The 22743-nt window shown below is 72.2% G+C and carries 21 protein-coding genes and 1 pseudogene; 6 read left to right on the top strand and 16 right to left on the bottom strand.

Annotated elements, in window-relative coordinates:
• From ADY59_RS22230 to ADY59_RS22220, 3 genes are all read right to left on the bottom strand, one after another.
• Positions 1–789 carry an ABC transporter permease gene (locus tag ADY59_RS22230; protein ID WP_049565102.1) on the bottom strand — a complete coding sequence of 263 codons (789 nt, stop codon included), beginning with the start codon at positions 787–789 and terminating at the stop codon, positions 1–3.
• On the bottom strand, positions 786–1724 hold the full coding sequence (locus ADY59_RS22225) for an ATP-binding cassette domain-containing protein (RefSeq protein WP_049565100.1): 939 nt from the start codon (positions 1722–1724) through the stop codon (positions 786–788). Before ADY59_RS22225 ends, ADY59_RS22230 begins: the two co-directional genes overlap by 4 nt.
• 74 nt (positions 1725–1798) lie before the next feature.
• Positions 1799–2368, bottom strand: a complete 570-nt coding sequence (locus ADY59_RS22220) for a TetR/AcrR family transcriptional regulator (protein ID WP_049565098.1) — start codon at positions 2366–2368, stop codon at positions 1799–1801.
• 65 nt (positions 2369–2433) lie between these two features.
• On the opposite strand from ADY59_RS22220, the gene ADY59_RS22215 reads away from it, so the two are divergent.
• The 3 genes from ADY59_RS22215 (at position 2434) to ADY59_RS22205 (ending at position 4723) form a co-directional block, all read left to right on the top strand.
• Complete coding sequence (locus ADY59_RS22215) at positions 2434–2931, top strand: FBP domain-containing protein (RefSeq protein ID WP_049565097.1); 498 nt, start codon at positions 2434–2436, stop codon at positions 2929–2931.
• A 149-nt stretch (positions 2932–3080) separates the two neighbouring features.
• Positions 3081–3500, top strand: coding sequence for a YciI family protein (locus tag ADY59_RS22210; protein WP_049565095.1), 420 nt, complete (start codon positions 3081–3083; stop codon positions 3498–3500).
• Positions 3497–4723 (top strand): RNA polymerase sigma factor, encoded by a 1227-nt coding sequence (locus ADY59_RS22205; RefSeq protein ID WP_049565093.1) that lies wholly within the window; start codon positions 3497–3499, stop codon positions 4721–4723. The genes ADY59_RS22210 and ADY59_RS22205 overlap by 4 nt, the downstream gene beginning before the upstream one ends.
• A gap of 43 nt (positions 4724–4766) precedes the next feature.
• Here ADY59_RS22205 and ADY59_RS52660 read toward each other — a convergent pair.
• From ADY59_RS52660 to ADY59_RS22185, 4 genes and pseudogenes are all read right to left on the bottom strand, one after another.
• Positions 4767–4988: pseudogene (locus ADY59_RS52660) on the bottom strand (DUF6204 family protein); the annotation flags it as partial.
• 3 nt (positions 4989–4991) lie between these two features.
• A complete protein-coding gene (locus ADY59_RS22195; protein ID WP_049565089.1) occupies positions 4992–5630 on the bottom strand; it encodes a TetR/AcrR family transcriptional regulator in 639 nt (212 codons plus the stop codon).
• Between the two features lie 61 nt (positions 5631–5691).
• Positions 5692–7146: an MFS transporter gene (locus ADY59_RS22190; RefSeq protein WP_049565087.1), complete on the bottom strand. Its 1455-nt coding sequence runs from the start codon at positions 7144–7146 to the stop codon at positions 5692–5694.
• 9 nt (positions 7147–7155) lie between these two features.
• Positions 7156–8301 (bottom strand): serine hydrolase domain-containing protein, encoded by a 1146-nt coding sequence (locus tag ADY59_RS22185; protein ID WP_049565085.1) that lies wholly within the window; start codon positions 8299–8301, stop codon positions 7156–7158.
• A gap of 125 nt (positions 8302–8426) precedes the next feature.
• On the opposite strand from ADY59_RS22185, the gene sigJ reads away from it, so the two are divergent.
• Positions 8427–9308, top strand: coding sequence for an RNA polymerase sigma factor SigJ (sigJ, locus tag ADY59_RS22180; protein ID WP_049565083.1), 882 nt, complete (start codon positions 8427–8429; stop codon positions 9306–9308).
• Here the strand turns inward: sigJ and ADY59_RS22175 are convergent.
• The 4 genes from ADY59_RS22175 to ADY59_RS22160 are packed head-to-tail and all read right to left on the bottom strand — an operon-like array spanning position 9305 to position 15191.
• Entirely contained in the window at positions 9305–10705 is a 1401-nt protein-coding gene (locus ADY59_RS22175) for a hypothetical protein (RefSeq protein ID WP_049565081.1), read from the bottom strand. The two genes, sigJ and ADY59_RS22175, sit on opposite strands and share 4 nt — an antisense overlap.
• A 38-nt stretch (positions 10706–10743) precedes the next feature.
• Positions 10744–12468: an ABC transporter ATP-binding protein gene (locus ADY59_RS22170; protein ID WP_049565080.1), complete on the bottom strand. Its 1725-nt coding sequence runs from the start codon at positions 12466–12468 to the stop codon at positions 10744–10746.
• Positions 12465–14246, bottom strand: coding sequence for an ABC transporter ATP-binding protein (locus ADY59_RS22165; protein WP_049565079.1), 1782 nt, complete (start codon positions 14244–14246; stop codon positions 12465–12467). Before ADY59_RS22165 ends, ADY59_RS22170 begins: the two co-directional genes overlap by 4 nt.
• 48 nt (positions 14247–14294) lie before the next feature.
• Positions 14295–15191 carry an alpha/beta hydrolase gene (locus ADY59_RS22160; RefSeq protein WP_156325654.1) on the bottom strand — a complete coding sequence of 299 codons (897 nt, stop codon included), beginning with the start codon at positions 15189–15191 and terminating at the stop codon, positions 14295–14297.
• A 95-nt stretch (positions 15192–15286) separates the two neighbouring features.
• Here ADY59_RS22160 and ADY59_RS22155 point away from each other — a divergent pair, with 95 nt between their 5' ends.
• Positions 15287–16330: a PucR family transcriptional regulator gene (locus ADY59_RS22155; RefSeq protein WP_049565075.1), complete on the top strand. Its 1044-nt coding sequence runs from the start codon at positions 15287–15289 to the stop codon at positions 16328–16330.
• Between the two features lie 84 nt (positions 16331–16414).
• On the opposite strand, the gene ADY59_RS22150 is transcribed toward ADY59_RS22155, so the two are convergent.
• The 4 genes from ADY59_RS22150 to ADY59_RS22135 all read right to left on the bottom strand — a co-directional run bounded on the left by ADY59_RS22150 (position 16415) and on the right by ADY59_RS22135 (position 19317).
• Positions 16415–16888 carry a carboxymuconolactone decarboxylase family protein gene (locus ADY59_RS22150; protein ID WP_049565074.1) on the bottom strand — a complete coding sequence of 158 codons (474 nt, stop codon included), beginning with the start codon at positions 16886–16888 and terminating at the stop codon, positions 16415–16417.
• Between the two features lie 94 nt (positions 16889–16982).
• Positions 16983–17357, bottom strand: a complete 375-nt coding sequence (locus ADY59_RS22145) for a cupin (protein WP_049565072.1) — start codon at positions 17355–17357, stop codon at positions 16983–16985.
• 158 nt (positions 17358–17515) lie between these two features.
• Positions 17516–18385 carry an LLM class flavin-dependent oxidoreductase gene (locus ADY59_RS22140; protein WP_049565070.1) on the bottom strand — a complete coding sequence of 290 codons (870 nt, stop codon included), beginning with the start codon at positions 18383–18385 and terminating at the stop codon, positions 17516–17518.
• 32 nt (positions 18386–18417) lie between these two features.
• Positions 18418–19317, bottom strand: a complete 900-nt coding sequence (locus tag ADY59_RS22135; protein WP_049565068.1) for an alpha/beta hydrolase family protein — start codon at positions 19315–19317, stop codon at positions 18418–18420.
• A 153-nt stretch (positions 19318–19470) separates the two neighbouring features.
• On the opposite strand from ADY59_RS22135, the gene ADY59_RS22130 reads away from it, so the two are divergent.
• Entirely contained in the window at positions 19471–20058 is a 588-nt protein-coding gene (locus ADY59_RS22130; protein ID WP_049565066.1) for a TetR/AcrR family transcriptional regulator, read from the top strand.
• 51 nt (positions 20059–20109) lie between these two features.
• Here the strand turns inward: ADY59_RS22130 and rpoB are convergent.
• The coding region (gene rpoB, locus ADY59_RS22125) for a DNA-directed RNA polymerase subunit beta (RefSeq protein WP_049565064.1) at positions 20110–22743 on the bottom strand (2634 nt) is incomplete at its 5' end.

Genomic DNA, 22743 nt, shown 5'->3' with positions numbered 1-22743 from the left:
TCAGCGGCTGAGCCCCCGGAATCGGGCGGCCGCCATGGGGAAGGCGATCGCCAGCAGGACGAGCGGCCACAGCACGGCCAGCAGATGGGCGTGCTCGGCGGCCCAGGAGGTGCCCGCCACGCCAGGGTTGCCGAACAGGTCGCGCACCGCGGTGGCGGTGGCGGTCATCGGGTTCCAGTCGGCGACCGTGCCGAGCCAGCCGGGCATGGTCTCCGGCGAGGCGAACGCGCTGGAGCTGAACGCGACCGGCCACACCAGGATCTGCACGGCCATGACCAGATCGGGCCGGCCGACGATCAGCCCGAGCCAGATCCCGCACCACAGCATCGCGAAGCGCAGCAGGAGCAGGAGCCCGATCGCGGCGAACGCCGAGGCGGGCGAGCCGTGCCAGCGCCAGCCGATGGCCAGCCCCGCGCCGATCATGATGGCCAGGCTGACGATCGATTCGAGCATGTCGGCGACGCCCCGCCCGACCAGCACCGCCGACGGCGCCATGGGCATCGACCGGAAGCGGTCGATGACGCCCTTGCCGAGATCCTGGGCGATCGCCGTCATCGTGCCTTCGAGCCCGAACGCCATGGTGAGCACGAGCATGCCCGGGACCAGGAACTCCTTGTAGTCGCCGCCTCCCGCGACCTGCATGCCGCCGCCGATGAAGAAGGCGAACATCACCAGCATCATCACAGGGAAGGCGAGCGAGATCACCGCCCCCCACGGGTGGCGGGCCCAGCGGGCCAGCTCGCGCCGCGTCATGGTCCAGGAGTCGGCCAGCCACCAGCGCGGGCTCATCGGTGCTCTCCCGTCAGTTGCATGAACACCTCGTCCAGCGTGGGCCGGCGCACCGCCAGGTCCTCGGCCTCGATGCCGGCCTCGTGCAGGGCCCGTACCAGGTGGTTCAGGGCGTCCATCCGGTCGGCGACCGGCGCGCTGATGCTGCGGCGGTCCTCGTCGAGCTCCACCGCGCCGGCACCGGGGACCGCCGCCAGGACGGCGGCCGCGGCCGGCAGCAGGCCGGCCTCGTGCACCACCACGTCGATCCGGTCGCCGCCGACCTTGCCCTTGAGCTCGTCGGCGGTGCCGTCGGCGATCACCCGGCCGTGGTCGATGACCGAGATCCGGTCGGCGAGCTGGTCGGCCTCCTCCAGGTACTGGGTGGTCAGCAGCACGGTGGTGCCGCCGCCGACCAGCGAGCGGACCGCGTTCCACACCTCGGTGCGGCCGCGCGGGTCGAGACCGGTGGTCGGCTCGTCCAGGAACAGGATCTGCGGCTCGATGATGAGCGAGGCCGCCAGGTCCAGGCGGCGCCGCATGCCGCCGCTGTAGGCCTGGACGGGTTTGCGGCCGGTGTCGGACAGCCCGAACCGCTCCAGCAGCTCCGCCGCGCGCGCCGCCGCCCGGCGCGCGCCCAGGTGGTAGAGGCGGCCGAACAGCTCGAGGTTCTGCCGCCCGGACAGGTCCTCGTCCACCGCCGCGCTCTGCCCCAGCAGGCCGATCCGCCGGCGCACCTCGGCCGGGCGCTCGGCCACATCGATCCCGGCGACCCGCGCCCTGCCCTCCTCCACCCTCAGCAGGGTGGCCAGAGTGCGGACGAAGGTGGTCTTTCCGGCCCCGTTGGGGCCGAGCACCGCGTGCACGGTGCCGCTCGGCACGGTCATGTTCAGGCCGTCGAGGGCCTTCTTCGTGCCGTACGTCTTCCGCAGCCCTTCCGCGACGATCGCGAGCACTACCCCTCCCTTGCTAGTCAAGTTTGACTAATCGCAGGAGCGTAGCCCCGGGCCGCAGCATTAGTCAAACTTGATTACTTGCCGGAACGGCCTTTGAGCGCGAGGTCGAGCGTGTCGAGCATCCAGGCCCAGGAGGCGTCCGCGTCACGCGGCGTATGCCGGAAACCGCCCGCCATCTCCAGGCTCACGTAGCCGTGGAAGGCCCCGCCCAGGAAGCGCACCGCGTCGGTCTGGTCGGGCTCCGGCAGGCCGTAGCCGCGCAGCAGCGCCCGGATCATCTCCGTGTGCCGGGGAGCCGCGCTGGCGGCCGCGGTCTTCGCGTCGAGCTCGAACCGGGCCGCGGCGTATCGGCCTGGGTGCTCCTTGGCGTAGCCGCGATAGGCGTCGGCGAAGGCCACCAGCGCGTCCTTGCCGGCGCGACCGGCGAGCGCGGCGGCGGCCCTGTCGGCCATCTCCTCCAGCGCCAGCAGCGCCACCCGCACCTTCAGCTCGCGGGCGTTCGCGATGTGCGTGTAAAGGCTCGGGTCCTTGACGCCGAGTCTGCGCGCGACCGCCGAGCCCGTCACGTGCTCGAAGCCGATCTCGTCGGCCACCTCGGCGGCCGCCCGGGTGAGGCGTTCGGCGGTGATGCTCCCCCGCGCCATGGGACCTCCAGCTAAATGAATTAATGGTTTGCCTAATTGTATTAGGGAAAGCTAGCCTCCGGGGCATGAGACCCATCACCGAACGCGATATCCGCAGGTCATTCGTCAACTGCTCCAAGGGCGAGGCCCAGCGCCTGGGCATCCCCAGGGATCTCGGTGAGCAGCCCTGGGACGACCTCGACTTCCTGGGCTGGCGAGATCCCGGCGCACCCGAACGCGGCTACCTGGTCGCCGAACGCGACGACGGCAGCCTCGTCGGGATCGCGCTCCGGGCGGCCCCGGCGACCATGCGCGCCTTCACCTCGCGCAGCATGTGCTCGCTCTGCCTGACCACGCTCACCAGCGGCAGCGTGGCGCTGATGACCGCGCGCCGCACCGGCGAGGCCGGTCGCCAGGGCAACACGGTCGGGCAGTACCTGTGCGCCGACCTGGCCTGTTCCCTCTACACCCGCGGCAAGAAGCAGACGGCCGGCGGCGACTTCGACGAGACCCTGACCGTGGCGGAGAAGGTCGCCCGCACCCGGGGCAACCTGGCCGCCTTCATCGGCAAGGTGACCACCTGACCGGGCATCCGGACCGCCGGCGCGCGCCCCGCACCCTCCTGGAAGCTGCGGAGAACACGTCGTAGAGTGCGTGTCCGGATCGGCCGGGCGGGTCCGACGTCTCTGACGAGCGGCACCCGGGAAGAGGTGCCCGCAGGGAGGAACGACCGATGAAGTACATGATCATGATGTTCGGTTCGCAGCGGGACTACGACATGCTGACCGGCAGGTCGGCGGACCAGCCGTGGACGGCCGAGGAGATCGGGGCGCTGCACGCGTTCATGGAGGAGTGGAACAACGACCTGGTCAGGTCCGGTGAGTTCGTCGACGCCCAGGGCCTGACCGCGCCCGTGCACGCCAGGCGCGTCCAGGTCCACGACGGCCTCCCGGTCGTCACCGACGGGCCGTACCCCGAGACGCAGGAGGTCCTGGCCGGCTACACGATCGTCGAGACGCCGAGCTTCGACCGGGCCACCGAGATCGCCGCGCGCCTGGCCGGCACCCCCTCCCCGGAGGGCGTGTCGCTGGGCCGCGACTGGTACGTGGACGTGCGGCCCGTCGCCGACGGGCGGGACGACCTCGACACGTGACCGGCGACGGCGTGGAGGGCCTGCTGCGTGCCTGCGCGCCGCAGGTCCTCGGTGCGCTCGTGCGGCGTTACGGCCACTTCGACACGGCCGAGGACGCGGTGCAGGAAGCGCTGCTGGCCGCCGCCGTCCAGTGGCCGGAGGAGGGCGTACCCGACAACCCGCGCGGCTGGCTGATCACGGTGGCGTCGCGCAGGCTGACCGACCTGCTCCGCGCCGAGCAGGCGCGGCGGCGCCGCGAGGACGTCGCGGCCGCCTGGACGCCGGCTCCGGAAGGGCTGGTGCCCGACGCCGACGACACGCTGGTGCTGCTGTTCATGTGCTGCCATCCGTCGCTCTCGCCCGCCTCGCAGATCGCGCTCACGCTGCGCGCGGTCGGCGGCCTGACGACGGCGGAGATCGCCCGCGCGTTCCTGGTGCCCGAGCCGACCATGACCCGGCGCATCACCCGGGCCAAGCAGCGCGTCAAGGACAGCGGCCTGCCGTTCGGCCTCCCGCCGGGACCGGAACGGGCCGAGCGGCTGCGCGCGGTGCTGCACGTGCTGTATCTGATCTTCAACGAGGGCTACGCCAGCACGTCCGGCCCCCGGTTGCAGCGGGCCGAGCTCTCGTCGGAGGCGATCCGGCTGGCCCGCATCGCGCACCGGCTGCTGCCGGGCGACGCCGAGGCGGCCGGGCTGCTCGCGCTCATGCTGCTCACCGACGCCCGCCGCCCGGCCCGCACCGGCCCGGACGGCGCCCTGATCCCGATGGCCGAGCAGGACCGCGGCCGCTGGGACGCGGCCCGGATCGAGGAGGGCGTCGCGCTCATCTCCGAGACGCTCCCCCGCGGCCCCATCGGCCCCTACCAGGTCCAGGCCGCCATCGCCGCACTCCACGACGAGGCCCCGACGGCCGCCGCGACGGACTGGCCGCAGATCATGGCGCTGTACGAGGTGCTGCTGAGCATGTCCGGCAACCCGGTGGTGCGGCTCAACCACGCGGTCGCGGTGGCCATGGTCAGGGGCGCGTGCGCCGGGCTCACGCTGCTCGACGACCTGGCGGCCGACGAGCGCGTCGCGAGCGACCACCGCCTGCACGCCGTGCGCGGCCACCTGCTGGAGATGTCCGGCGACCGGGCCGCCGCGCGCGCCTGCTACGAGGAGGCCGCCCGCCGCACGACGAGCTTCCCCCAGCAGCGCTACCTGCACGCCAGGGCCGCCCGCCCCACCGCCGGCGGATCTTGACGGCCCGCATGTCCGTCGCCGCGACCCGCAGCACCCGGTACGGCACCGCGTACGCGTCGAGGGCGGCCGTGGCGAGGGCGACGGCCTCGGGCTCGCCGTCGTCCGGCCCGGCGGGCACCTGGCAGCGGAACGTGAACGCCGTCAGCCCGGCGTCGTGGGTGAACGTGCCGGCCTCGGTGAAGGCCACCTCGCTCGCGGCCAGCACGGTGGCCCGGCCGGTCTCGTCCAGCCCGTCGAACTTCCCGGAGATCGTCACCCGGAACATGGATCAGTCCTTTCTCACGGCGTAACCGAGGACGCGCTCGCCGAGCACGTCCTCGATCACGTCCAGCAGATCCAGCACGGCCCCGGCGATGGCGTCGGGGCCCTCTCCCGCGACCGTGCGCCGGCCGATCTCGGCGAGGACCATCGCGTGGAAGGACCCCAGCTGCCAGGCCACCACGCGCGGCAGCGGGTCGCCCGGCGCGGCGCCGGTCTCCTCGGCCAGCGTGACGGCGAGCTCGTCGGTCATCCGGCGGCCGAGATCCTCCAGCCGGGCGGTGAGTGTCGGCGCGGCCCGCATCATCTCCAGGACGCGCCCGAACCCGCCCGTCAGGCCCAGTTTGCGGTCACGCTCGCGCACCTCCTGGCGCAGGCGGCCGAGGACGCCCCCGGCCGCGCCCGTGCCCGGTGGCCGCTCGCGCACGATGTCGGCCAGCCGCCGCGGGGACGCCTGGTCGGGCGGCAGGACGAGGTCCTCCTTGACCGGGAAGTAGTTGTAGACGGTGTTGACCGACACCTCGGCCGCCACCGCGACGTCGGCCACCGTGACCCGGTCGAAGCCGCGCGCCACGAACAGGCCGATCGCCACGTCGGAGATCCGCTGCCGCGTCTGCCGCTTCTTCCGCTCCCGCAACCCCTCGGTCATGGAGCGAAAGTTTAACCGAACCCCAAAGTTGGAGTGCACTCCATTTTCGGTGGGCTGACGATCACAGGTGCGTGCCGGAGGGCTCGTCGAGCGCCCCGGCGGGAGCGGGCTCCGGACCGCGTCGCGGCCGCATGAGGACGACCGCGGTGAGGATGGCGGCCAGGTAGAACGCGCCCGCCCCGAGCATGCCGGTGGTGTAACCCGCGGTGAGGGCGTCGTGCGGGGAGGTGCCCGGCGGCCGGCCGGAGGTGGCGGTGACGGCGATGCCCGCCAGGACGGCCAGGCCCAGGGCGCCGCCGATCTGCTGGCTGGTGTTGACGAGGCCGGAGGCGATGCCGGAGTCGCGCGAGGTGACGCCCTGGACGCCGCCGATGGTGGCGGCGACGAAGCCGATGCCCAGGCCGATGCCGCCGGCGAGCTGGGCGGGCAGCAGGACCAGCAGGGGGTTCTGGCCGGGGGTGAGCAGGCTGAACCAGGCCATCGCGACAGCGGCCACGCTCATGCCGATCGCCAGGACGGTACGGGTGGTGGTGCGCGCCTGCAGGCGGGGGCCGATGAGGCCCGACCCGAGCCCGATCCCGATCGCGAAGGGCAGGTAGGCCAGGCCGGTGATCATGGGCGAGTACTGCTTGATCGTCTGCATGTAGAGGGTGAGGAAGTAGAAGGTGGCCAGCTGGCCGGCGCCCATGAGCAGCATGACCAGGTTGGCGCCGAGTCTGCCGCGGTCGGCCAGGACGCCGGGGGGCAGCATCGGGTCGCGTGCGGTGCGCTGGATGCGCAGGAACGCGAGGAGCAGGACGACGGTGGCCGCACCGAAGGTCAGGGTGAGCCCGTCGGTGACGCCGTGGGTTCCCGCCCGGTTGATGGCGTAGACGAGGGAGCCGAGGGCGAGGGTCACGGTGGCCGCGCCGGGCACGTCGAGGTGGCCGGGCCGGCGGCTGCCGGGGGCCAGGGCGACGGTGCCGGCCAGGACCAGGAGGGCGATGGGGATGTTGACGAACATGATCCAGCGCCAGCCGAGGTATTCGGTGAGCGCGCCGCCGAGCAGGAGACCGGCTACCGAGCCGAGGCCGCCCATGGCGCCGTACACGCCGAGCGCCTTGTTGCGCCGGGGCCCGGCCGGGAAGGTGTCGGTGAGCAGGGACAGCGCGGCCGGGGCGACGATCGCGGCGCCGAGTCCCTGCAGAACACGGGCGGCGATGAGCACGGTGCCGTTGCCGGCCAGGCCGCCGAGCAGGGAGGCCGCCAGGAAGACGACCAGACCGGCGCGGAACAGCCTGCGCCGGCCGAGCAGGTCACCGGCCCGGCCGCCGGCCAGCAGCAGGCCGCCGAAGGCCAGCGCGTAGGAGGTCAGGACCCAGTCCAGGTCCGCCTCGGGGATCCGCAGGCCGGTGGCGATGACGGGCAGGCCCACGGTCACGATGGTGCCGTCCATCACCATCAGCAGTTGCGCGGCAGCGATCACCAGCAGCGCCAGACCGCTTCTGCCGGAACGGGGAGCGGGATGCGTACTCATGCGAGGTCCTCAGGAAGTGGCGGCGTGGTGGACGGCGGCGGCGAGCCGGTCGTGTTCGGGGTAGGACCAGCCGAATCCGTAGCGGCGCCGGGCGTAGCCGAAGGCGATGCCGCTGAGCGGGTCGGCGAAGGCTTCGGCGCCGGCCGAGCCGTCGTGGCCGAACGCGTTCGCGGCGAGGAACGGGTAGCGCAGGCCCTTGGCCTGGAAGCCGACCGCGTAGTTGCCCTGGTCGCCGCGGACCAGGTCGGCGCCGACGGAGTGCAGCTGGGCGAACTCGCCGACCGTGTCCGGCTTGAGCAGCGGCGGCCGCCCGCCGACGCCCCACACGGCGGCGGCGTACAGGCCGGCCAGGCCGCGCCCGCTGCCCACCCCGCCGGCCGACGCCTGGCCGTTCGCCCGCACCGCGCGCGTGTTGGCGAAGGCCACCTGGTCCAGCGGCGGTGTGCTGTTGAGCCCGTACCCGACCCCCAGGATGCTGTGCGGGCCGGGAAGGTCCGACCAGAACGCGGCCTCCTGCTCCGGCGTGGCCGTCCACCACTGGATCGGCAGGAACCGGCCCTCCTCGCTCTCGGGCAGCCCCAGGAACAGGTCCAGCTCGTACGGGATCCGGACACGCTGCTCGTAGATCGTCTGGAGTGACTGGCCGGTGGCGCGCCGGATCACCTCGTTCACCATGGCGAAGGTGACGAACCCGCCGTAACCGTAGGCGGAGCCCGGCCGCCAGTACGGGCGCTGGACGGCGAGGCGGCGCGCGATCACCGCGTCGTCGGCCAGCTCGGCCGCCGACAGGCCGCCGTCGACCCCGATCACGCCGGAGCGGTGGGTGAGCACGTCCCGCAGCGTGATCGCCTCCTTGCCCGCGGCGGCGAACTCCGGCCAGTGCCGGGCCACGGGCTCGTCCAGATCGAGGACACCGTCCTGCGTCAGCAGCGCCGCCACCAGCGTCGCGGCGCCCTTGGTGGCGGAGTAGAGGCCGGTCAGCGTGTCACCGCCCACCTCGTCCCCGGCCCACAGGTCCACCACCAGCCCGCCGTGCGCGTAGGCGGTCAGCTGCGCGCCCACCTGACCGCCCTGCTCGGCCACCACCTCGGCGAACACCTCGCGCACCCGCTCGAAGCCGTCCGCCACCGTCCCGTGAACATCCGTCGCGCCCATCGTCAGCAACCTTCCGTGAGTGTTGGTCGCCGGCATGACGGATCGAGCGCGGAAAAGGTGACCCGGTCACCTTTCACGGGTGCGCTTCGTCAGCGGTATGACGTAGGTGAAGGAAGGGAACGACAGTGACGCACCATGACTTTCTGGCCGACCAGTTCGAGGGCCACCGCCCGCACCTGAGGGCGGTCGCCTACCGCATGCTCGGCTCGCTCACCGAGGCCGAGGACGCGGTCCAGGAGGCGTGGCTGCGGCTGGCCCGCTCCGACTCCGGCGACATCGACAACCTGGGCGGCTGGCTGACGACCGTGGTCGGCCGGGTCTGCCTGGACATGCTCCGCAGCCGCAAGGCCCGGCGCGAGGAGTCGCTGGAGGAGCGCCTGCCGGACCCGGTGGTCAGCCGGGCGGACGCCGGCGCCGATCCGGAGCAGGAAGTGCTGCTGGCCGACTCGGTGGGGCTCGCGCTGCTGGTGGTGCTGGAGTCGCTGACCCCGGCCGAACGGCTCGCCTTCGTGCTGCACGACATGTTCGGCCTGCCGTTCGAGCAGATCGCGCCCATCGTGGACCGCAGCCCGGCCACGGCCAAGAAGCTCGCCAGCCGCGCCCGCCAGCGGGTCCGCGGCGCGGCCCCCACCCCAGACCCCGACCTGGCCGGTCAGCGCCGGGTGGTGGACGCGTTCCTGACCGCCGCGCGCGGCGGCGACTTCGAGGCGCTGGTGTCGATCCTCGACCCCGACGTGGTGCTGCGCGCCGACGGCGGAGTCCTCACCAACGGCATGAAGGTCATCCGAGGCGCCGCGGCCGTGGCCGGGCAGGCCGCCACCTTCCAGCGCATGGCCACCAGCGCCGCCACCCACCCGGCGCTCGTCAACGGCCTCGCCGGACTCGCCAACACCATCGACGGCCGGCTGATCTCCGTCATGAGCTTCACCATCTCCGACGGCAGGATCGCCGCGATCGACATCCTGTCCGACCCCGACCGGCTGGCCGACTGGGCGGACGCCTTCTAGCCCGCCGCGTACAGCTTGGCGAGGCGGGCGCCGAGATCGGCGCCGTAGTTCTGGTGGTAGACCTGGGCCGAGCAGTAGACCGGGCCGCCCCGGCGGGCCAGAGTGGGCGTCCAGGTGGCGGCGTTCTCCACACCGGGGTCGGCGAGCTGCAGGCCGGTGACGGCGATGTCGTCCACGCCCACGTCGACGGCGTAGCTGCTGACGCCCTTGCGCTCGTACAACCGCCATTGCAGCTTCGCGCTCGACGCCCCGGCCAGCCTGGCCGTCAGGTCGACCGTGGCCTTGCGCCACTCGCCGGCGGGATCGGCGGTGACGTCCTGCTGCCACACCACCCGGTCGTCGAGCAGGAGCTGCTTCACGTGGTAGCCGGCCGGGTTCGCGGGCCCGCGATCGTCGCGGTGCCAGAACGACACCGTCTTCCTGGCCGCGCCCGAGCTCACGCTCACCGGTCGCGTGGTGGAGCACCACGTCCCGGCCGTGGTCGGCGTGCCGGTCTGCAGGACGAAACTCAGCCTGCCGTTGCCCGTCCGGGCCAGGTTGTCGGCGGCGGGCCGCGTCCATCCCGGGTCGCGCGACAGGTACGGGAGCTTGTACTGCAGGACCCCGGCAAGGTCCCCGGCGCGTACGTGCTGGAGCGCCTTCTTCGTCACCGCTTCGACGTAGCCCACGGTCGGCTTCTGGGCGGCGCGGCTCAGCGGATGGGCGTACGGCATCAGGTAGACGTCGGTGTCCGGCAGGCGCTCGGCGAGCTGGCGGACCTGGGACGAGAGGCTCCACATCCACGAGGTGTCGCGATGCGGCTCGTCCCGGAAGGGGAAGATCACCCCGTCCAGGAGCGGGGCCTGCTCGGCGATGAACTCGTCCGTGAAGTGGCTGTAGTAGACGGTCGGGACGAACTTCAGCGCGGGATTCACCGCCTTGGCCGCTGCCTGGATCCGCCGGAGATACTCCGGCGTGAACGTCTCCAGATCCCACCCGAAGTCGTCCACGGTCCAGCCGGCCAGATTCGGATGGCGCTTCGACAGGGTGGCGAGCTCACGGCCCCAGGCCACGTAGTCGTGCTCGAACGGCCGGGAGACGGGCCCCTGGCCGGGCGCGTACAGCATCACCCACACGTCGATCCCGGCGGCCTCGGCCGCCGGGAGGAACTCCGCGCCCAAATCGGTCCAGTGGTCGTAGCCGCCGGCCAGCGGATAGACGTAGGTGTTCACGTTCAGGGCCCGCAACGCCGAGACCATCGCCTTGCTGTCCATGTGCCTGATGCCGTCGGCCCGCGGCTCCTCCTCCCGGATGAGGTTGCCCGAGGTGCCCACCACACCGGGGGCCTCGGCGTGGGACACACCGGGGGCCATCGACAGCAGGAGGACCGAGGCGGTCACGAGCGCCAGGCGATGCACGAAGGCTCCCTCTTCACATGATCTTTTACGGGGGCCCGTCAGCTTAGCGATCGCGGGTATGCCGCCGGTATGGCGATCTCCCAGAAGGCGGCGTAGCGTCCGCCGCGGCGCAGCAGCTCGTCGTGGCCGCCCTCCTCCACGACCCGGCCGCCGTCCAGGAAGACGACGCGGTCGGCGCGCCGGACGGTCCGCATCCGGTGCGCCACCATCACCACCGTCCGGCCCGCCATCAGCCGCTCGATCCCCTCGTGGACCGCCGCCTCGTTCACCGGGTCCAGCGCGGAGGTCACCTCGTCCAGCAGCACGACGGGCGCGTCCTTCAGCAGCGCCCGCGCGATCGAGACCCGCTGGCGCTCACCGCCCGACAGCAGCGCGCCGCCCTCGCCGACGTTCGCCGCCCAGCCGCCGGGCAGCCGTTCGATCACCTCGTCCAGCCGCGCTGCCGTCGCCGCCGCCCGCACCTCGGCCTCGCCGGCGCCGGGACGGCCGAGACGGATGTTCTCCTCGATCGTGCCGTCGAAGAGGTAGACGTTCTGGAAGACGATGGCGATCCGCGCCATCAGCGCCTCGGTGCTGATGGCGCGCACGTCCACACCGCCCACGCGCACGGCGCCCGCGTCGACGTCGTGGAAGCGCGCGAGCAGTTGCAGCAGGGTGCTCTTGCCCGCCCCCGACGGCCCGACGACGGCCAGCCGCTGCCCCGGCGGCACCGACAGCGACAGGTCGTCGATCACCCTGCGGCCGCCGTGCCGGAACGTGACGGCGTCGAACTCCAGGCCGGCGTGTTCCGGCTGGACCGGCTCGGCGGGTTCGGGCAGCGGCTCGGTGCGCAGCACCGCGTCGAGCCTGGCCAGCTCGGACCGCGCGCCGCGCAGCTTGCCGCCGATGTCCGACAGCGACAGCAGCGGATCGGCGCAGCGGGCGGCGAGCACCAGGATCGTCAGCACCTCCGCCGCGCCGATGCTCCCGCCGAGCGCCAGGTAGGCGCCCAGGACCAGCAGCACCGTGAAGACCGTCTGCACGGCGAGCGTCAGGCCCACGGCGCCGGGCAGCGTCGCCAGCACGGTCCGCCGGGAGGCACGCCGGACCTCCCGCAGCGAGTCGTCGAGCGCCTCGAAGCGTTCACCGGTCCGCCCGCCGGCTCGCAGCACCGGCTGGGCCTGCAGATATTCGATGACGCGCCCGGCAGCTTCCTTGTCGCGTTCGTGGCGGTCGGCGTCGGCGGCGGCCGTCGAGCGGGCCGTCCAGGCCTGGATCGCCGCCACGACCGGGGCCGCGGCCAGCGCGGCCAGCCCCAGCTGCCAGTCGAAGGCGAGCATCACGGCGACGATCGTCGCGGGGGTCACCAGGGCGGAGACGAACGGCGCCAGCAGGTGCGCCGACACGCCCATCGCCTGCAGGAGGCCGCGGCTGGCCATGACGGACACCTCACCGACCCGGCCCGAGCTGTACCAGCCGATGGGCAACCGGGCCAGGTGCTCGCCGAGCCGGTGGTACATGCCACGCAACATCGTGGTCCCGACCCGCATCCCGGCCAGGTCGCTGAGGTAGCGCAGCACGGCGTAGCCGGCGACCGCGGCCCCGAACGCGATCAGCCACGGCCAAGCGTCGGCGGGCGTGCTGCCGAGCAGGGCCCGCAGCACCGGGACCAGCAGCGCGTATGACAGCCCCTCGGCCATCGCGGTGATCGTCATCAGGGCCACGGTGCGGCGCATCGCCCGCGCGTACTCGTGTCCCAGCACGCGCAGCAGCATCCGGATCATCGGGGCTCATCTCCTTGCGGGACGGCGTCGCCGGCGACGGCCGATCGGTGGGACTGCCAGAAGGCGGCGAACCTTCCGCCTCGCGCCAGCAGTTCGGCGGGGCTGCCGCGCTCGACGATCGCCCCGTCGTCCAGCATCACGACGGTGTCGGCGTCGGCGACCGTCTCCAGCCGGTGGGCGATGACCAGAATCGTGCGTTCGCCGGCCAGGGCCGCCAGGGCCCGGCGCACCGCCTGTTCGGTCTGCGGGTCGGCGAAGGCGGTCGCCTCGTCGAGCACCAGGACGGGCGTGTCGGCCAGCAGGGCGCGGGCGATCGAGATCCGCTGCGCCTCGCCACCCGACAGTTCGGCCTCCTCGCCGAGCACCGTGTCGTACCCGCGGGGCAGTTCGAGGACGCGGTCGTGGATGCCGGCCAGCCGGGCGGCGCGGACCACGTCGTCGTGGCCGGCCCGCGGCACCGCCAGCGCGATGTTGTCCGCGACGGACGCGCGCAGCAGGCGGACGTCCTGGAAGACGAAGGAGACCAGCCGGTAGAGCTCCCGGCTGTCGATCTCGCGCAGGTCGGCGCCACCCAGCAGGACGGCGCCGTGGGTCGGGTCGAAGAAGCGCGGCAGCAGCTGCACCAGCGTGGACTTCCCGCTGCCCGACGGCCCGACGAGCGCGGTGACCGTGCCCGGCTCCAGCACCAGGTCGATCCCGCGCAGCACCTCGCGGTCGGCCTCGTACCCGAATCGCACGCCACGCAGCTCCACCCGGTGCCCCAGCGGCGTGGCGGGGCGCGCGGGCTCCGGCAACGACCGCACGTCGAGCACGTCCTTGATCCGGCCGACCGCGCGCCGGGCCGCCTGCAAGTCGTCGAAGCCGTGGCCGAGAGCCGCCACCGGAGCGGTCAGCCCCAGCCCGAGCAGCAGGAACGGCAGCAGGTCGGCCGGCGCCAGGCCCCCGGACGTGATCAGGGCCGCGCCGCCGATCAGCACCACCAGCAGCACGAACGGCGGCGACAAGGCCAGTTGCATCCCGGCGGCGACCGCGGACATGCCGCGCACCCACCGGGAGAAGATGCCGACGAAGTCGTCGGCGGCCGTGAGGAACCTCCGGTGCGCGCGCTCGGACCCGCCGAACGCCTTGACCACCGCGATCCCCTGCACGAACTCCACGACCGCGTTCGCGATCCGGCCCATGGCCGCGTCGTACTCCTCCTGCTCACGCAGCCGGGCGGGGAGCATCAGCAGAGGGACCAGCGCCACCGCCAGCACCACCGGGATCAGGGTGATCAGCGTGAGCCGCCAGTCGACGGAGAACAGGTAGACCAGCGACACCAGCGGCACCACGAACGCGGAGACGAGCTCACCGGGCGCGTGCGCGATGAACGGGTGCACGGCGCTCACGTCCTCGCCCACCACCTTGGCCAGCTCACCGGTCCGGCGCCGGGAGAACCAGCCGATCGGCACGCGTCCCAGCCGCTCGGCCAGCCGCCGGCGGAGCGCCAGCTGCACCCGGCCGTCGAGAACGTGCCCGAGCCCGGACGACGCGGCCGTGAACAGCAGCCGGACGAGCAGGCCGGCCGCTCCCGCGATCACCACCAGCCACACCTGACCGTGATCGACCGGGCCGGGCGACAACAGCGCACGTCCCAGCTCGACGACCGCCAGCAGCGGCGCCAGCCCGGCGACAGCGCCGATCACCTGCAGGAGGACGACGCCCGCGAAACTCCACCCGTAAGGGCGCAGCAGCGGCGGGGACGGGTCCTCCTCCTGGGCAAGGCCGGTGGTGGTCATCGCTCTCCCGTCTTCGTCCATCTCGTCGGCGGCACGTACGCGGCGGTCTCAGTCGCCCAGCGCGCGGCGCAGGACGGTGCCGAGCTCGGCGAACTGCCGCTGCGACACCTCGGCGGTCAGGATGGCCTGCGACCCGTGGAAGGTGCCGGCCCACTGGTGCAGCTCGACCGAGACGCCCGCGCGCAGCAGGCGCAGCGCGTAGTCGATGTCCTCGTCGCGGTTCGGGCACAGCTCCGCGGTGGCCAGGTAGGCCGGCGGCAGGCCGGCCAGGTCGGCCGCCCTGGCCGGGGCGGCGTACGGGGTCGCGGGCGCGGAGCCGAGGTAGTGCCGCCATGCCGCGGCGACCTTGTCGCGGTTCATCCAGGGCGTATCGGTGAAGTTCCGCCGCGACCACGTCTCCTGCCGGTCGTCCAGGCTGGGCTGGTTGAGCAGCTGGAAGCGGATCGGCGGCCCCTGTTCGTCACGCGCGCGCAGCGCGCCCCCGGCCGCGATCCCCCCGCCGGCGCTGTGCCCGCCGACCGCGATCCGCTCCGGATCGACACCGAGGTCGGCCGCGTGCCCGGCCGCCCAGGTCAGCACGGCGTAGGCGTCGTCCAGCGCGGCCGGGAACGGATCCTCCGGAGCCAGCCGGTAGTTCACCGATATCACCACCGCGCCGGAGGCGTCCGCGAGCCGGGCCGCCCACGGGTGCTCGGTCTCCAGGTCACCCATGACGTACGCGCCGCCGTGCAGCCAGATGATGGCGCCCCGCGCCTCGTCCGGACGATAGATCCGCACCGCCACGTCCGGATCGGCGGGCACCGTGAGGTCCTCGATCTTCATCCCCGTGATGTCCGGCGGCGGCACCGAGACGGCCAGGGCGGCGAAGTTCCCGCGCTCGGCGACCGGGTCGGTCAGATCGGCGCGAGGGAACAACGGGATGAATGCTTCGAGTTCGGGATCCATGCCGGTCATCCTCGCAGCGGCCACATTCGCCCTCATCCGCCATCTGTCGGGCATCTCACCCGGATCGCGCGCCGATCGGCGCATACGCTTGAGCCATGGAGGCACTGGCCGTACGACTGTCGCAACTGGACGCGGAGGCCGGAGGCGCGATCCGGGTCGTGATGTTCTACGACACGCTGATGCGCCGCCGGGTGGATCTGCCGGCGCTCGCCCGTGCCTCGGCGGGCCTGGCCGAGTGCGTGGTCGGCATCCGGCTCCACGACACCGGCCGGGTGATCCGCTTCGCCCCCGACGGCAAGGAAGCGCCCGTCCCGCCTTCACCGGCGTCCACCACGGCGCCGATCACGCTGGACGACGAGGAGATCGGCACGGTCTGGCTCGAACGCCCCGGTCCGCCCGTCCCGCCAGGCACGCTGGACGACCTGGTGCTGGACCGGCTCGGCCTCGCCGTCACGGCCGTCGTCGAGAGGTACGGCCCGGCCCGCACCACCATGGCCGATCCCGCGCTCGTCGAACTCGCGATCAGCCCCGGCAGCGACGAGGCCGCCAGGGCGCGGGCGCTGCGCCTGCTCGGGTTCGCCGCCGACCTGCCCATCCGGGTGCTCGCCGTACGATCGCATCTTCCGCTCGACAAGGTCGGCGGCCTGATCTGCCCGGTCCGCCCGGTGAAGGCGGCGCCGCTCGCCGACGTGGGCGTCATCCTGGCCACCACCGTCAACCCGGCCCGGTTCCCCGAGGGCGTCCGCGTGGGCATCGGCGCCGCCGCGAACCTCGGCCGATCCTGGCAGCAGGCCCGCACCGCCCTCCGCTTCAGCACCCTGCGCCGGCCCGTCGTCCATCACGACGACCTGGGCGCGCTGGCGCTGCTGGCCGAGGTGTCCCGGGAAGCCGCGCGGGGCAACGCCGACGTGACCGCGATCACCCGCGTGGCCGAGATCCCGGAGGACCTGGAGACGCTGGACGCCTACTGCGCCACCGGCTCCCTGCGCCGCGCCGCCGACCTTCTCCACCTGCATCACAGCAGCGTCGCCCGCCGCGTCGAACAGCTCGGCAAGACCCTGGGCATCGACCTCACCCAGCCCTCCGGGCTGACCCGGGCCAGCCTCGCCCTCACCGCCTGGCGGCTCCTGGACGCCTGAACCCGAACGCCGCCGGCCCGCCGGCGCAGGGCCGGGCGGTTCGCCGCGAGGGCGTCCCGCCCGGCCTGACGCGGACCGGTCCCGCTAGCCGAACTGGCCGGGCTGGTAGTCGCCGGCAGGCTGCTGGACCATCACGTTCATCCGGTTGAAGGCGTTCATGAGGGCGACCAGCGACACCAGGGCGGCGAGCTGGTCCTCGTCGTAGTGCTTGGCGGCGTTCGCCCAGGCGTCGTCGCCGACCCCGCCGGCCGCGTCGGCGAGGCGGGTGCCCTGCTCGGCCACCTCCAGAGCGGCTCGCTCGGCGTCGGTGAAGACCGTCGCCTCCCGCCAGGCCGCCACCAGGTGAAGCCGCACCGAGGTCTCCCCCGCGAGCGTGGCCTCCTTGGTGTGCATGTCGACGCAGTACGCGCAGCCGTTGATCTGGCTGACGCGGATCTTCACCAGCTCCTGCGTCGCGGCAGGAAGGGGCGAGTCGTGCACGGCCTTGCCCGCGGAGACGATGTGCTTGATGAACTTCGCCGCGACCGGGTTGCCGAGGTAGTTGATACGAGCTTCCATGGTGCATCTCCTTGCCGTTCTTGGCTGTCGACCATCCGACGAAACAGCTGCGTGAGATGTCAGAGTCACCCGGATGTGATCTGCGTCTCCCGGCTCACTTCTCCAGGTGGCCGCCGTGCGGCAGGGTGACGGTCAGGATGTTGCTGGGGATGTCGAGCTCGATGCGGTGCCACCGCCCGCGCGGGACGATCGCGGCGGTACCGGCCGTCAGCCTGATCTCCTCCTCCAGCTGTCCCGGCAGCTCCGGGCGGAGGTGGAGGCGGATCTTCCCGATGAGGCAGGACACGACCGTGTCGGCCTCGGGGTGGACCTCCCAGTGGCCGAGGCGGTCGTCGTCGGTCCGCGCGTAGAAGGCCGTGAGCTGCCAGCCGTCCCGGCCGGAGCCCTCGGCTCTCTTCCCGGCGTGGATCTCGCCGTCCCGGAGCAGGTGGACGGAGGACGCGAAGAGATCGATCGAGGTAACGGGCATGCCGCAACGTCCTTCCTGCTCATCCGGCCGGCGCGGCGGAGAGTTCGGGAACCATACCGGCCATCCTCGCGGCCACGACTCCCGGGATCGTCCGCCATCCGTCGGGCATCTCGCCCGGATCGCGCGCCGATCGGCGCCCGGATCGGCGCGGCCGTCGCCTATGCGCGCCGGGCCGATGCCGTGACGAGCTCGTCGGCGACCCACCGCGCGACGCCGTCGGGATAGGGCGCCGGCAGCCCGAGCACGAGGTGCCGGAAGCCGGCGGCGACCGCCTCGCCGATCGCCTCGCGGGTCGTCCCGGGCCGGTCGTAGGAGACCGGCAGGTGGATCGAGCGGGTGATCGAGGCGGGGTCGCGGCCGATCTCGGCGCAGTAGCGGTCCAGCAGGGCGTTGCGGCGGACGACGTCGCCGATGTCTCCGCCGGGGATGTTCCACACGTCGGCGTGCTCGGCCACCACGCGCAGGATCGCGGACGAGCGTCCGCCGATCAGGATCGGCGGGTGCGGGCGCTGGACCGGCTTGGGGTTGCAGAACGCCCCGGTGAGCTGGACGTGTGCGCCGTCGAAGTCGAACGGCTCCGTCTCGGTCCACACCCGCCGGATGACGGTGCACGCCTCGGCGAGGCTCTCCACGGAGTGGGCGAAGTCGTGGAAGGGCAGGCCGTGGGCCTCGTACTCGCGCCGGGCCAGTGGGTGGCCGGGACGTGAGCCCGCGCCGATCCCGAAGTCGAGCCGCCCGCCGGAGACGACGTCGACGGTCGCGGCGATCTTGGCCAGCATCGCGGGCGGCCGGAAGCGGTTGCTGGTCACGAGCAGGCCGAGACGTAGCCGCCGGGTGTGTGCGGCGAGGGCCGAGAGCAGGGTCCAGCCTTCGTGGGCCGGTCCGCCGAGGTCGCCGGCGATCGGCAGCAGGTGGTCGAACAGCCACGCGTGCTCGATCTCCGCAACGGAGTCCGCCTCCTGCCAGACGCGGAGGATGTCGTGGTAGCCGACCTGCATGGGCGCGGTCATGATGCCGAAGCTGGGCATGGGGACGTGAGTCCTTCCCGAAGGCTGGAGCGTCATTCGGTGTGGATCCGGCCCAGCGGCCCGGCGCTCGCCGCGGACCAGGCGGGGTCGGCGGGGTAGAGCGCGCTGCGGAGGAAGGCCCAGGTGAGCCGCTGGATCAGGGCGACCCGCGCGGGGCTCTCGTCGGTGGTCTCCGTGACGGCGTATCCGGAGATCCCGCCCAGCGAGTGCTCCGCCCCGAACAGGGTCAGCAGGCTCTTGGGGCCGGGGCTGAGGAAGTACGCGTCGGTGAACCACTCCGGCCCCCGGACGGTGAGGGCCGACCGGTCGCCGTCACCCGCGACTACTAGGGCCGGCGTGGTCATCCCGGCGAAGTCGGGGTTCATGAACGAGAACTGCTCGGCGGCGAACGACGTCAGGTCGGCGCCGCCCGTGCCGGGCACGGCGAGCAGGACACCGGCCTTGATCCGCGGGTCGGTCATGTCCTTGCCGGGGACGCCCTCGGCGTCGAGGACCCGCGCGCCCAGCAGCATGCTCGCCGTCTGGGCGCCCCAGGAGTGCCCGGCGGTGGCCATGCGGCCCCGGTCGAGCCGGCCCGCGAGGCCGGGAACGGCGGCTTCCACGAGGTCGAGCCGGTCGAGTACGAGCGAGAGGTCCGCGACCCGGTGACGCCAGATCTCGGGGTAGCGGGGATCGCCGGGCGTGACCTCCAGCTTCCGGGAGTCGAGATGGGTGGGCTGGACGACCACGAACCCGTGTGCGGCCCAGAAGTCGACCAGCGGGGCGTAGCCGTCGAGCGACTCGCCGAAGCCGTGCGAGAAGACGATGACGGGCAGGTCGTCGCCGGTCGCCGGGGCTGAGACCCGCAGGTGCAGGTCGTCGCCGCGGTCGGGGGCCGGCAGGACCACCGGGCGTGCGGAGATGACGGTGGCGGCTTCGTCGGGGCGTGGCATGGGATTCTCCTTGGGAAGCGACGGGAGACGCGCTGCGTAACCTGGCCAAAGGACGCCTGATCTGGCATCATGGGCAAGCGGATCGGCGTTCCGCTTATGAATATACGGATCGGCGTTCCGTTTGGCAAGACGGGCGATGGAGGCAGCAGCGCAGTGGCCGGCACAGGCAGCGGATCAGAATCGTCAGCCCCCCGGAAGCGGGCCGACGCCAGGCGCAACGAGCAGTCACTGCTCGAAGCGGCCGCCGAGGCTTTCATCGCGTCCGGCGTCGACGTGCCCGTGCGCGAGATCGCGGGCAAGGCCGGCGTCGGCGTCGGCACGATCTACCGCCACTTCCCGACGCGGGCCGCCCTCATCGTCGCCGTCTACCGGCACCAGGTCGAGGCCTGCGCCGAGGCGGGCCCGGCCCTGCTGGCGAGCGGCGACTCCCCCTGCACCGCCCTGGCCCGGTGGATCGATCTCTTCGTCGACTTCCTGGTCACCAAGCACGGCCTCGCCGAGGCGTTGCAGTCCGACGACGCCACCTTCGTGACCCTGCACGCCTACTTCATCGACCGCCTCGTGCCCGTCTGCGCCGAGCTGCTCGCCGCCGCCGCCGAAGCGGGCGAGATCCGCTCCGACATCGAGGCGCTGGAGCTGATGCGCGGCGTCGGCAACCTGTGCATCGGCGCGGACAAGGACCCCCGCTACGACGCCCGGCGCATGGTCGGGCTCCTCCTCGCGGGCCTGCGGCTCCACTGAACCGAGCCGGCCCGCGCCGGAGCTTGCGGCGCGGGCCGTGAACGGCGACCGTCAGACCTCTTCGACGCTGCTCGGCTCGCGCCGGGACAGATCGATGCCGAGCTCCTCCGCCGCGCGGAAGACGTCCTCGTCGGTGTCGCGCAGCTCGATGGACATGCCGTCGCTGGAGAGCACCTCGACGTTGAGGCAGAGCGACTGCATCTCTTTCATCAGGACCTTGAAGGACTCGGGGATTCCCGGCTCGGGGATGTTCTCGCCCTTGACGATGGCCTCGTAGACCTTCACGCGGCCGAGGACGTCGTCGGACTTGATCGTCAGGAGCTCCTGCAGCGCGTAGGCGGCGCCGTACGCCTCCAGCGCCCACACCTCCATCTCACCGAGGCGCTGGCCGCCGAACTGGGCCTTACCGCCGAGCGGCTGCTGGGTGATCATGGAGTACGGGCCGGTCGACCGGGCGTGGATCTTGTCGTCGACCAGGTGGTTCAGCTTGAGGATGTAGATGTAGCCCACGGCGATGGGATACGGGAACGGCTCACCGCTGCGGCCGTCGAACAACCGCGCCTTGCCGCTCCGCTGCACCATCCGGTCGCCGTCGCGGTTGGCGAGGGTGCTGCCGAGCAGCCCGACGATCTCTTCCTCGCTGGCGCCGTCGAAGACCGGCGTGGCCATCTTCGTGCGCGGCTCGACCCTTTCGAAGCCCTTGTCGCGCAGCCTCTCGGCCCAGGCCTCCTCGATGCCGGAGATGTCCCAGCCCCGGGCCGCGATCCACCCCAGGTGGGTCTCCAGCACCTGGCCGATGTTCATCCGGCCGGGCACGCCCAGCGGGTTGAGGATGATGTCGACCGGGGTGCCGTCCTCCAGGAACGGCATGTCCTCGACCGGCAGGATCTTGGAGATGACGCCCTTGTTGCCGTGACGGCCGGCCAGCTTGTCGCCGTCGGTGATCTTACGCTTCTGCGCTACATGCACTCTCACGAGGTCGTTCACCCCCGGCGGCAGTTCGTCGCCGCTGTCGCGGGAGAAGGTGCGCACGTCGATGACCGTGCCGCGCTCGCCGTGCGGCACCTTGAGGGAGGTGTCGCGGACCTCGCGGGCCTTCTCACCGAAGATCGCGCGCAGCAGCCGCTCCTCCGGCGTCAGCTCGGTCTCGCCCTTGGGCGTGACCTTGCCGATCAGGATGTCACCGGGAGCGACCTCGGCGCCGATGCGGATGATGCCGCGCTCGTCGAGGTCGGCCAGCACCTCTTCGGAGGCGTTCGGGATGTCCCGGGTGATCTCCTCGGGGCCCAGCTTGGTGTCACGGGCGTCGACCTCGTACTCCTCGATGTGGATCGAGGACAGGACGTCGTCCTGGACCAGCCGCTGGGAGATGATGATCGCGTCTTCGTAGTTGTGACCCTCCCACGGCATGAACGCCACCAGCAAATTCTTGCCCAGCGCCATCTCACCGCCGTCGCTGGACGGGCCGTCGGCGATGACCTGCCGGGCCTCCACCCGGTCGCCCTCGGCCACGACGGGCTTCTGGTTGAACGCCGTGCCCTGGTTGGAGCGCTTGAACTTGGCGACCCGGTAGGTCGTCCGCGTGCCGTCGTCGTTCAGCACCGTCACGTAGTCGGCGGAGACCTCCTCGACCACGCCGGCCTTCCCGGCGCTGATGACGTCACCGGCGTCGGTCGCGGCACGGTATTCCATGCCGGTGCCGACCAGCGGCGCCTCGCTCCTGATCAGCGGCACCGACTGGCGCTGCATGTTCGCCCCCATCAGGGCACGGTTGGCGTCGTCGTGCTCCAGGAAGGGGATCATCGCGGTGGCGACCGACACCATCTGGCGCGGCGACACGTCGATGTAGTCGACCTCTTCCACCCGGACCAGCTCGGTCTCGCCGCCCTTGGTGCGCACCAGCACCCGGGACTCGGCGAACGACCCGTCGGCGTTGAGCACCGTGTTGGCCTGCGCCTTGACGAAGCGGTCCTCCTCGTCGGCGGTCAGGTAGTCGATCCGCTCGGTCACCCTGCCGTCGACGACCTTGCGATAGGGCGTCTCGACGAAGCCGAAGGCGTTGACCCTGGCGAAGCTCGCGAGGTATCCGATGAGGCCGATGTTCGGCCCCTCGGGCGTCTCGATCGGGCACATCCGGCCGTAGTGGGACGGGTGCACGTCACGGACCTCGAACCCGGCCCGCTCACGCGACATGCCGCCGGGCCCCAGCGCGGACAGCCGCCGCTTGTTGGTCAGCCCGGCCAGCGGGTTGGTCTGGTCCATGAACTGCGACAGCTGCGAGGTGCCGAAGAACTCCCGCATCGCGGCCACCACCGGCCGGATGTTGATCAGGGTCTGCGGCGTGATCGCCTCGACGTCCTGCGTCGTCATGCGCTCACGCACGACGCGCTCCATCCGGGCCAGGCCCAGGCGGACCTGGTTCTGGATGAGCTCGCCGACGCTGCGCACCCGGCGGTTGCCGAAGTGGTCGATGTCGTCGGTCTCCACGACGGCCTCCCCCATCGACTCCTCGCCGGCGTGCAACCGGACCAGGTATTCGATCACCGAGACGAGGTCGTCCTCGGTCAGCGTGCCCTGCGTGATCTCCGCGCCGACCCCGAGCTTCTTGTTGATCTTGTACCGGCCCACCTTGGCCAGGTCGTAACGCTTGGGGTTGAAGTAGAGGTTCTCCAGCAGGGTCTGCGC

It is taken from the genome of Nonomuraea sp. SBT364, assembly GCF_001083785.1.
Classification (GTDB): Bacteria; Actinomycetota; Actinomycetes; order Streptosporangiales; family Streptosporangiaceae; genus Nonomuraea.
The sequence above is the reverse complement of the archived record's forward strand: the minus strand, read 5'-3'. Positions and strand labels throughout refer to the sequence as shown.

What these genes read in the sequence shown, in the direction of transcription:
- ADY59_RS22160 (WP_156325654.1), bottom strand. Translation starts at nt 15,191, where the DNA reads ATGGATCCCGAACTCGAAGCATTCATCCCGTTGTTCCCTCGCGCCGAT.
- ADY59_RS22220 (WP_049565098.1), bottom strand. Translation starts at nt 2,368, where the DNA reads ATGGCGCGGGGGAGCATCACCGCCGAACGCCTCACCCGGGCGGCCGCC.
- ADY59_RS22145 (WP_049565072.1), bottom strand. Translation starts at nt 17,357, where the DNA reads ATGCCCGTTACCTCGATCGATCTCTTCGCGTCCTCCGTCCACCTGCTC.
- ADY59_RS22210 (WP_049565095.1), top strand. Translation starts at nt 3,081, where the DNA reads ATGAAGTACATGATCATGATGTTCGGTTCGCAGCGGGACTACGACATG.
- ADY59_RS22155 (WP_049565075.1), top strand. Translation starts at nt 15,287, where the DNA reads ATGGAGGCACTGGCCGTACGACTGTCGCAACTGGACGCGGAGGCCGGA.
- ADY59_RS22195 (WP_049565089.1), bottom strand. Translation starts at nt 5,630, where the DNA reads ATGACCGAGGGGTTGCGGGAGCGGAAGAAGCGGCAGACGCGGCAGCGG.
- ADY59_RS22190 (WP_049565087.1), bottom strand. Translation starts at nt 7,146, where the DNA reads ATGAGTACGCATCCCGCTCCCCGTTCCGGCAGAAGCGGTCTGGCGCTG.
- ADY59_RS22215 (WP_049565097.1), top strand. Translation starts at nt 2,434, where the DNA reads ATGAGACCCATCACCGAACGCGATATCCGCAGGTCATTCGTCAACTGC.
- ADY59_RS22135 (WP_049565068.1), bottom strand. Translation starts at nt 19,317, where the DNA reads ATGCCACGCCCCGACGAAGCCGCCACCGTCATCTCCGCACGCCCGGTG.
- ADY59_RS22165 (WP_049565079.1), bottom strand. Translation starts at nt 14,246, where the DNA reads ATGACCACCACCGGCCTTGCCCAGGAGGAGGACCCGTCCCCGCCGCTG.
- ADY59_RS22140 (WP_049565070.1), bottom strand. Translation starts at nt 18,385, where the DNA reads ATGCCCAGCTTCGGCATCATGACCGCGCCCATGCAGGTCGGCTACCAC.
- ADY59_RS22230 (WP_049565102.1), bottom strand. Translation starts at nt 789, where the DNA reads ATGAGCCCGCGCTGGTGGCTGGCCGACTCCTGGACCATGACGCGGCGC.
- ADY59_RS22150 (WP_049565074.1), bottom strand. Translation starts at nt 16,888, where the DNA reads ATGGAAGCTCGTATCAACTACCTCGGCAACCCGGTCGCGGCGAAGTTC.
- ADY59_RS22170 (WP_049565080.1), bottom strand. Translation starts at nt 12,468, where the DNA reads ATGATCCGGATGCTGCTGCGCGTGCTGGGACACGAGTACGCGCGGGCG.
- ADY59_RS22185 (WP_049565085.1), bottom strand. Translation starts at nt 8,301, where the DNA reads ATGGGCGCGACGGATGTTCACGGGACGGTGGCGGACGGCTTCGAGCGG.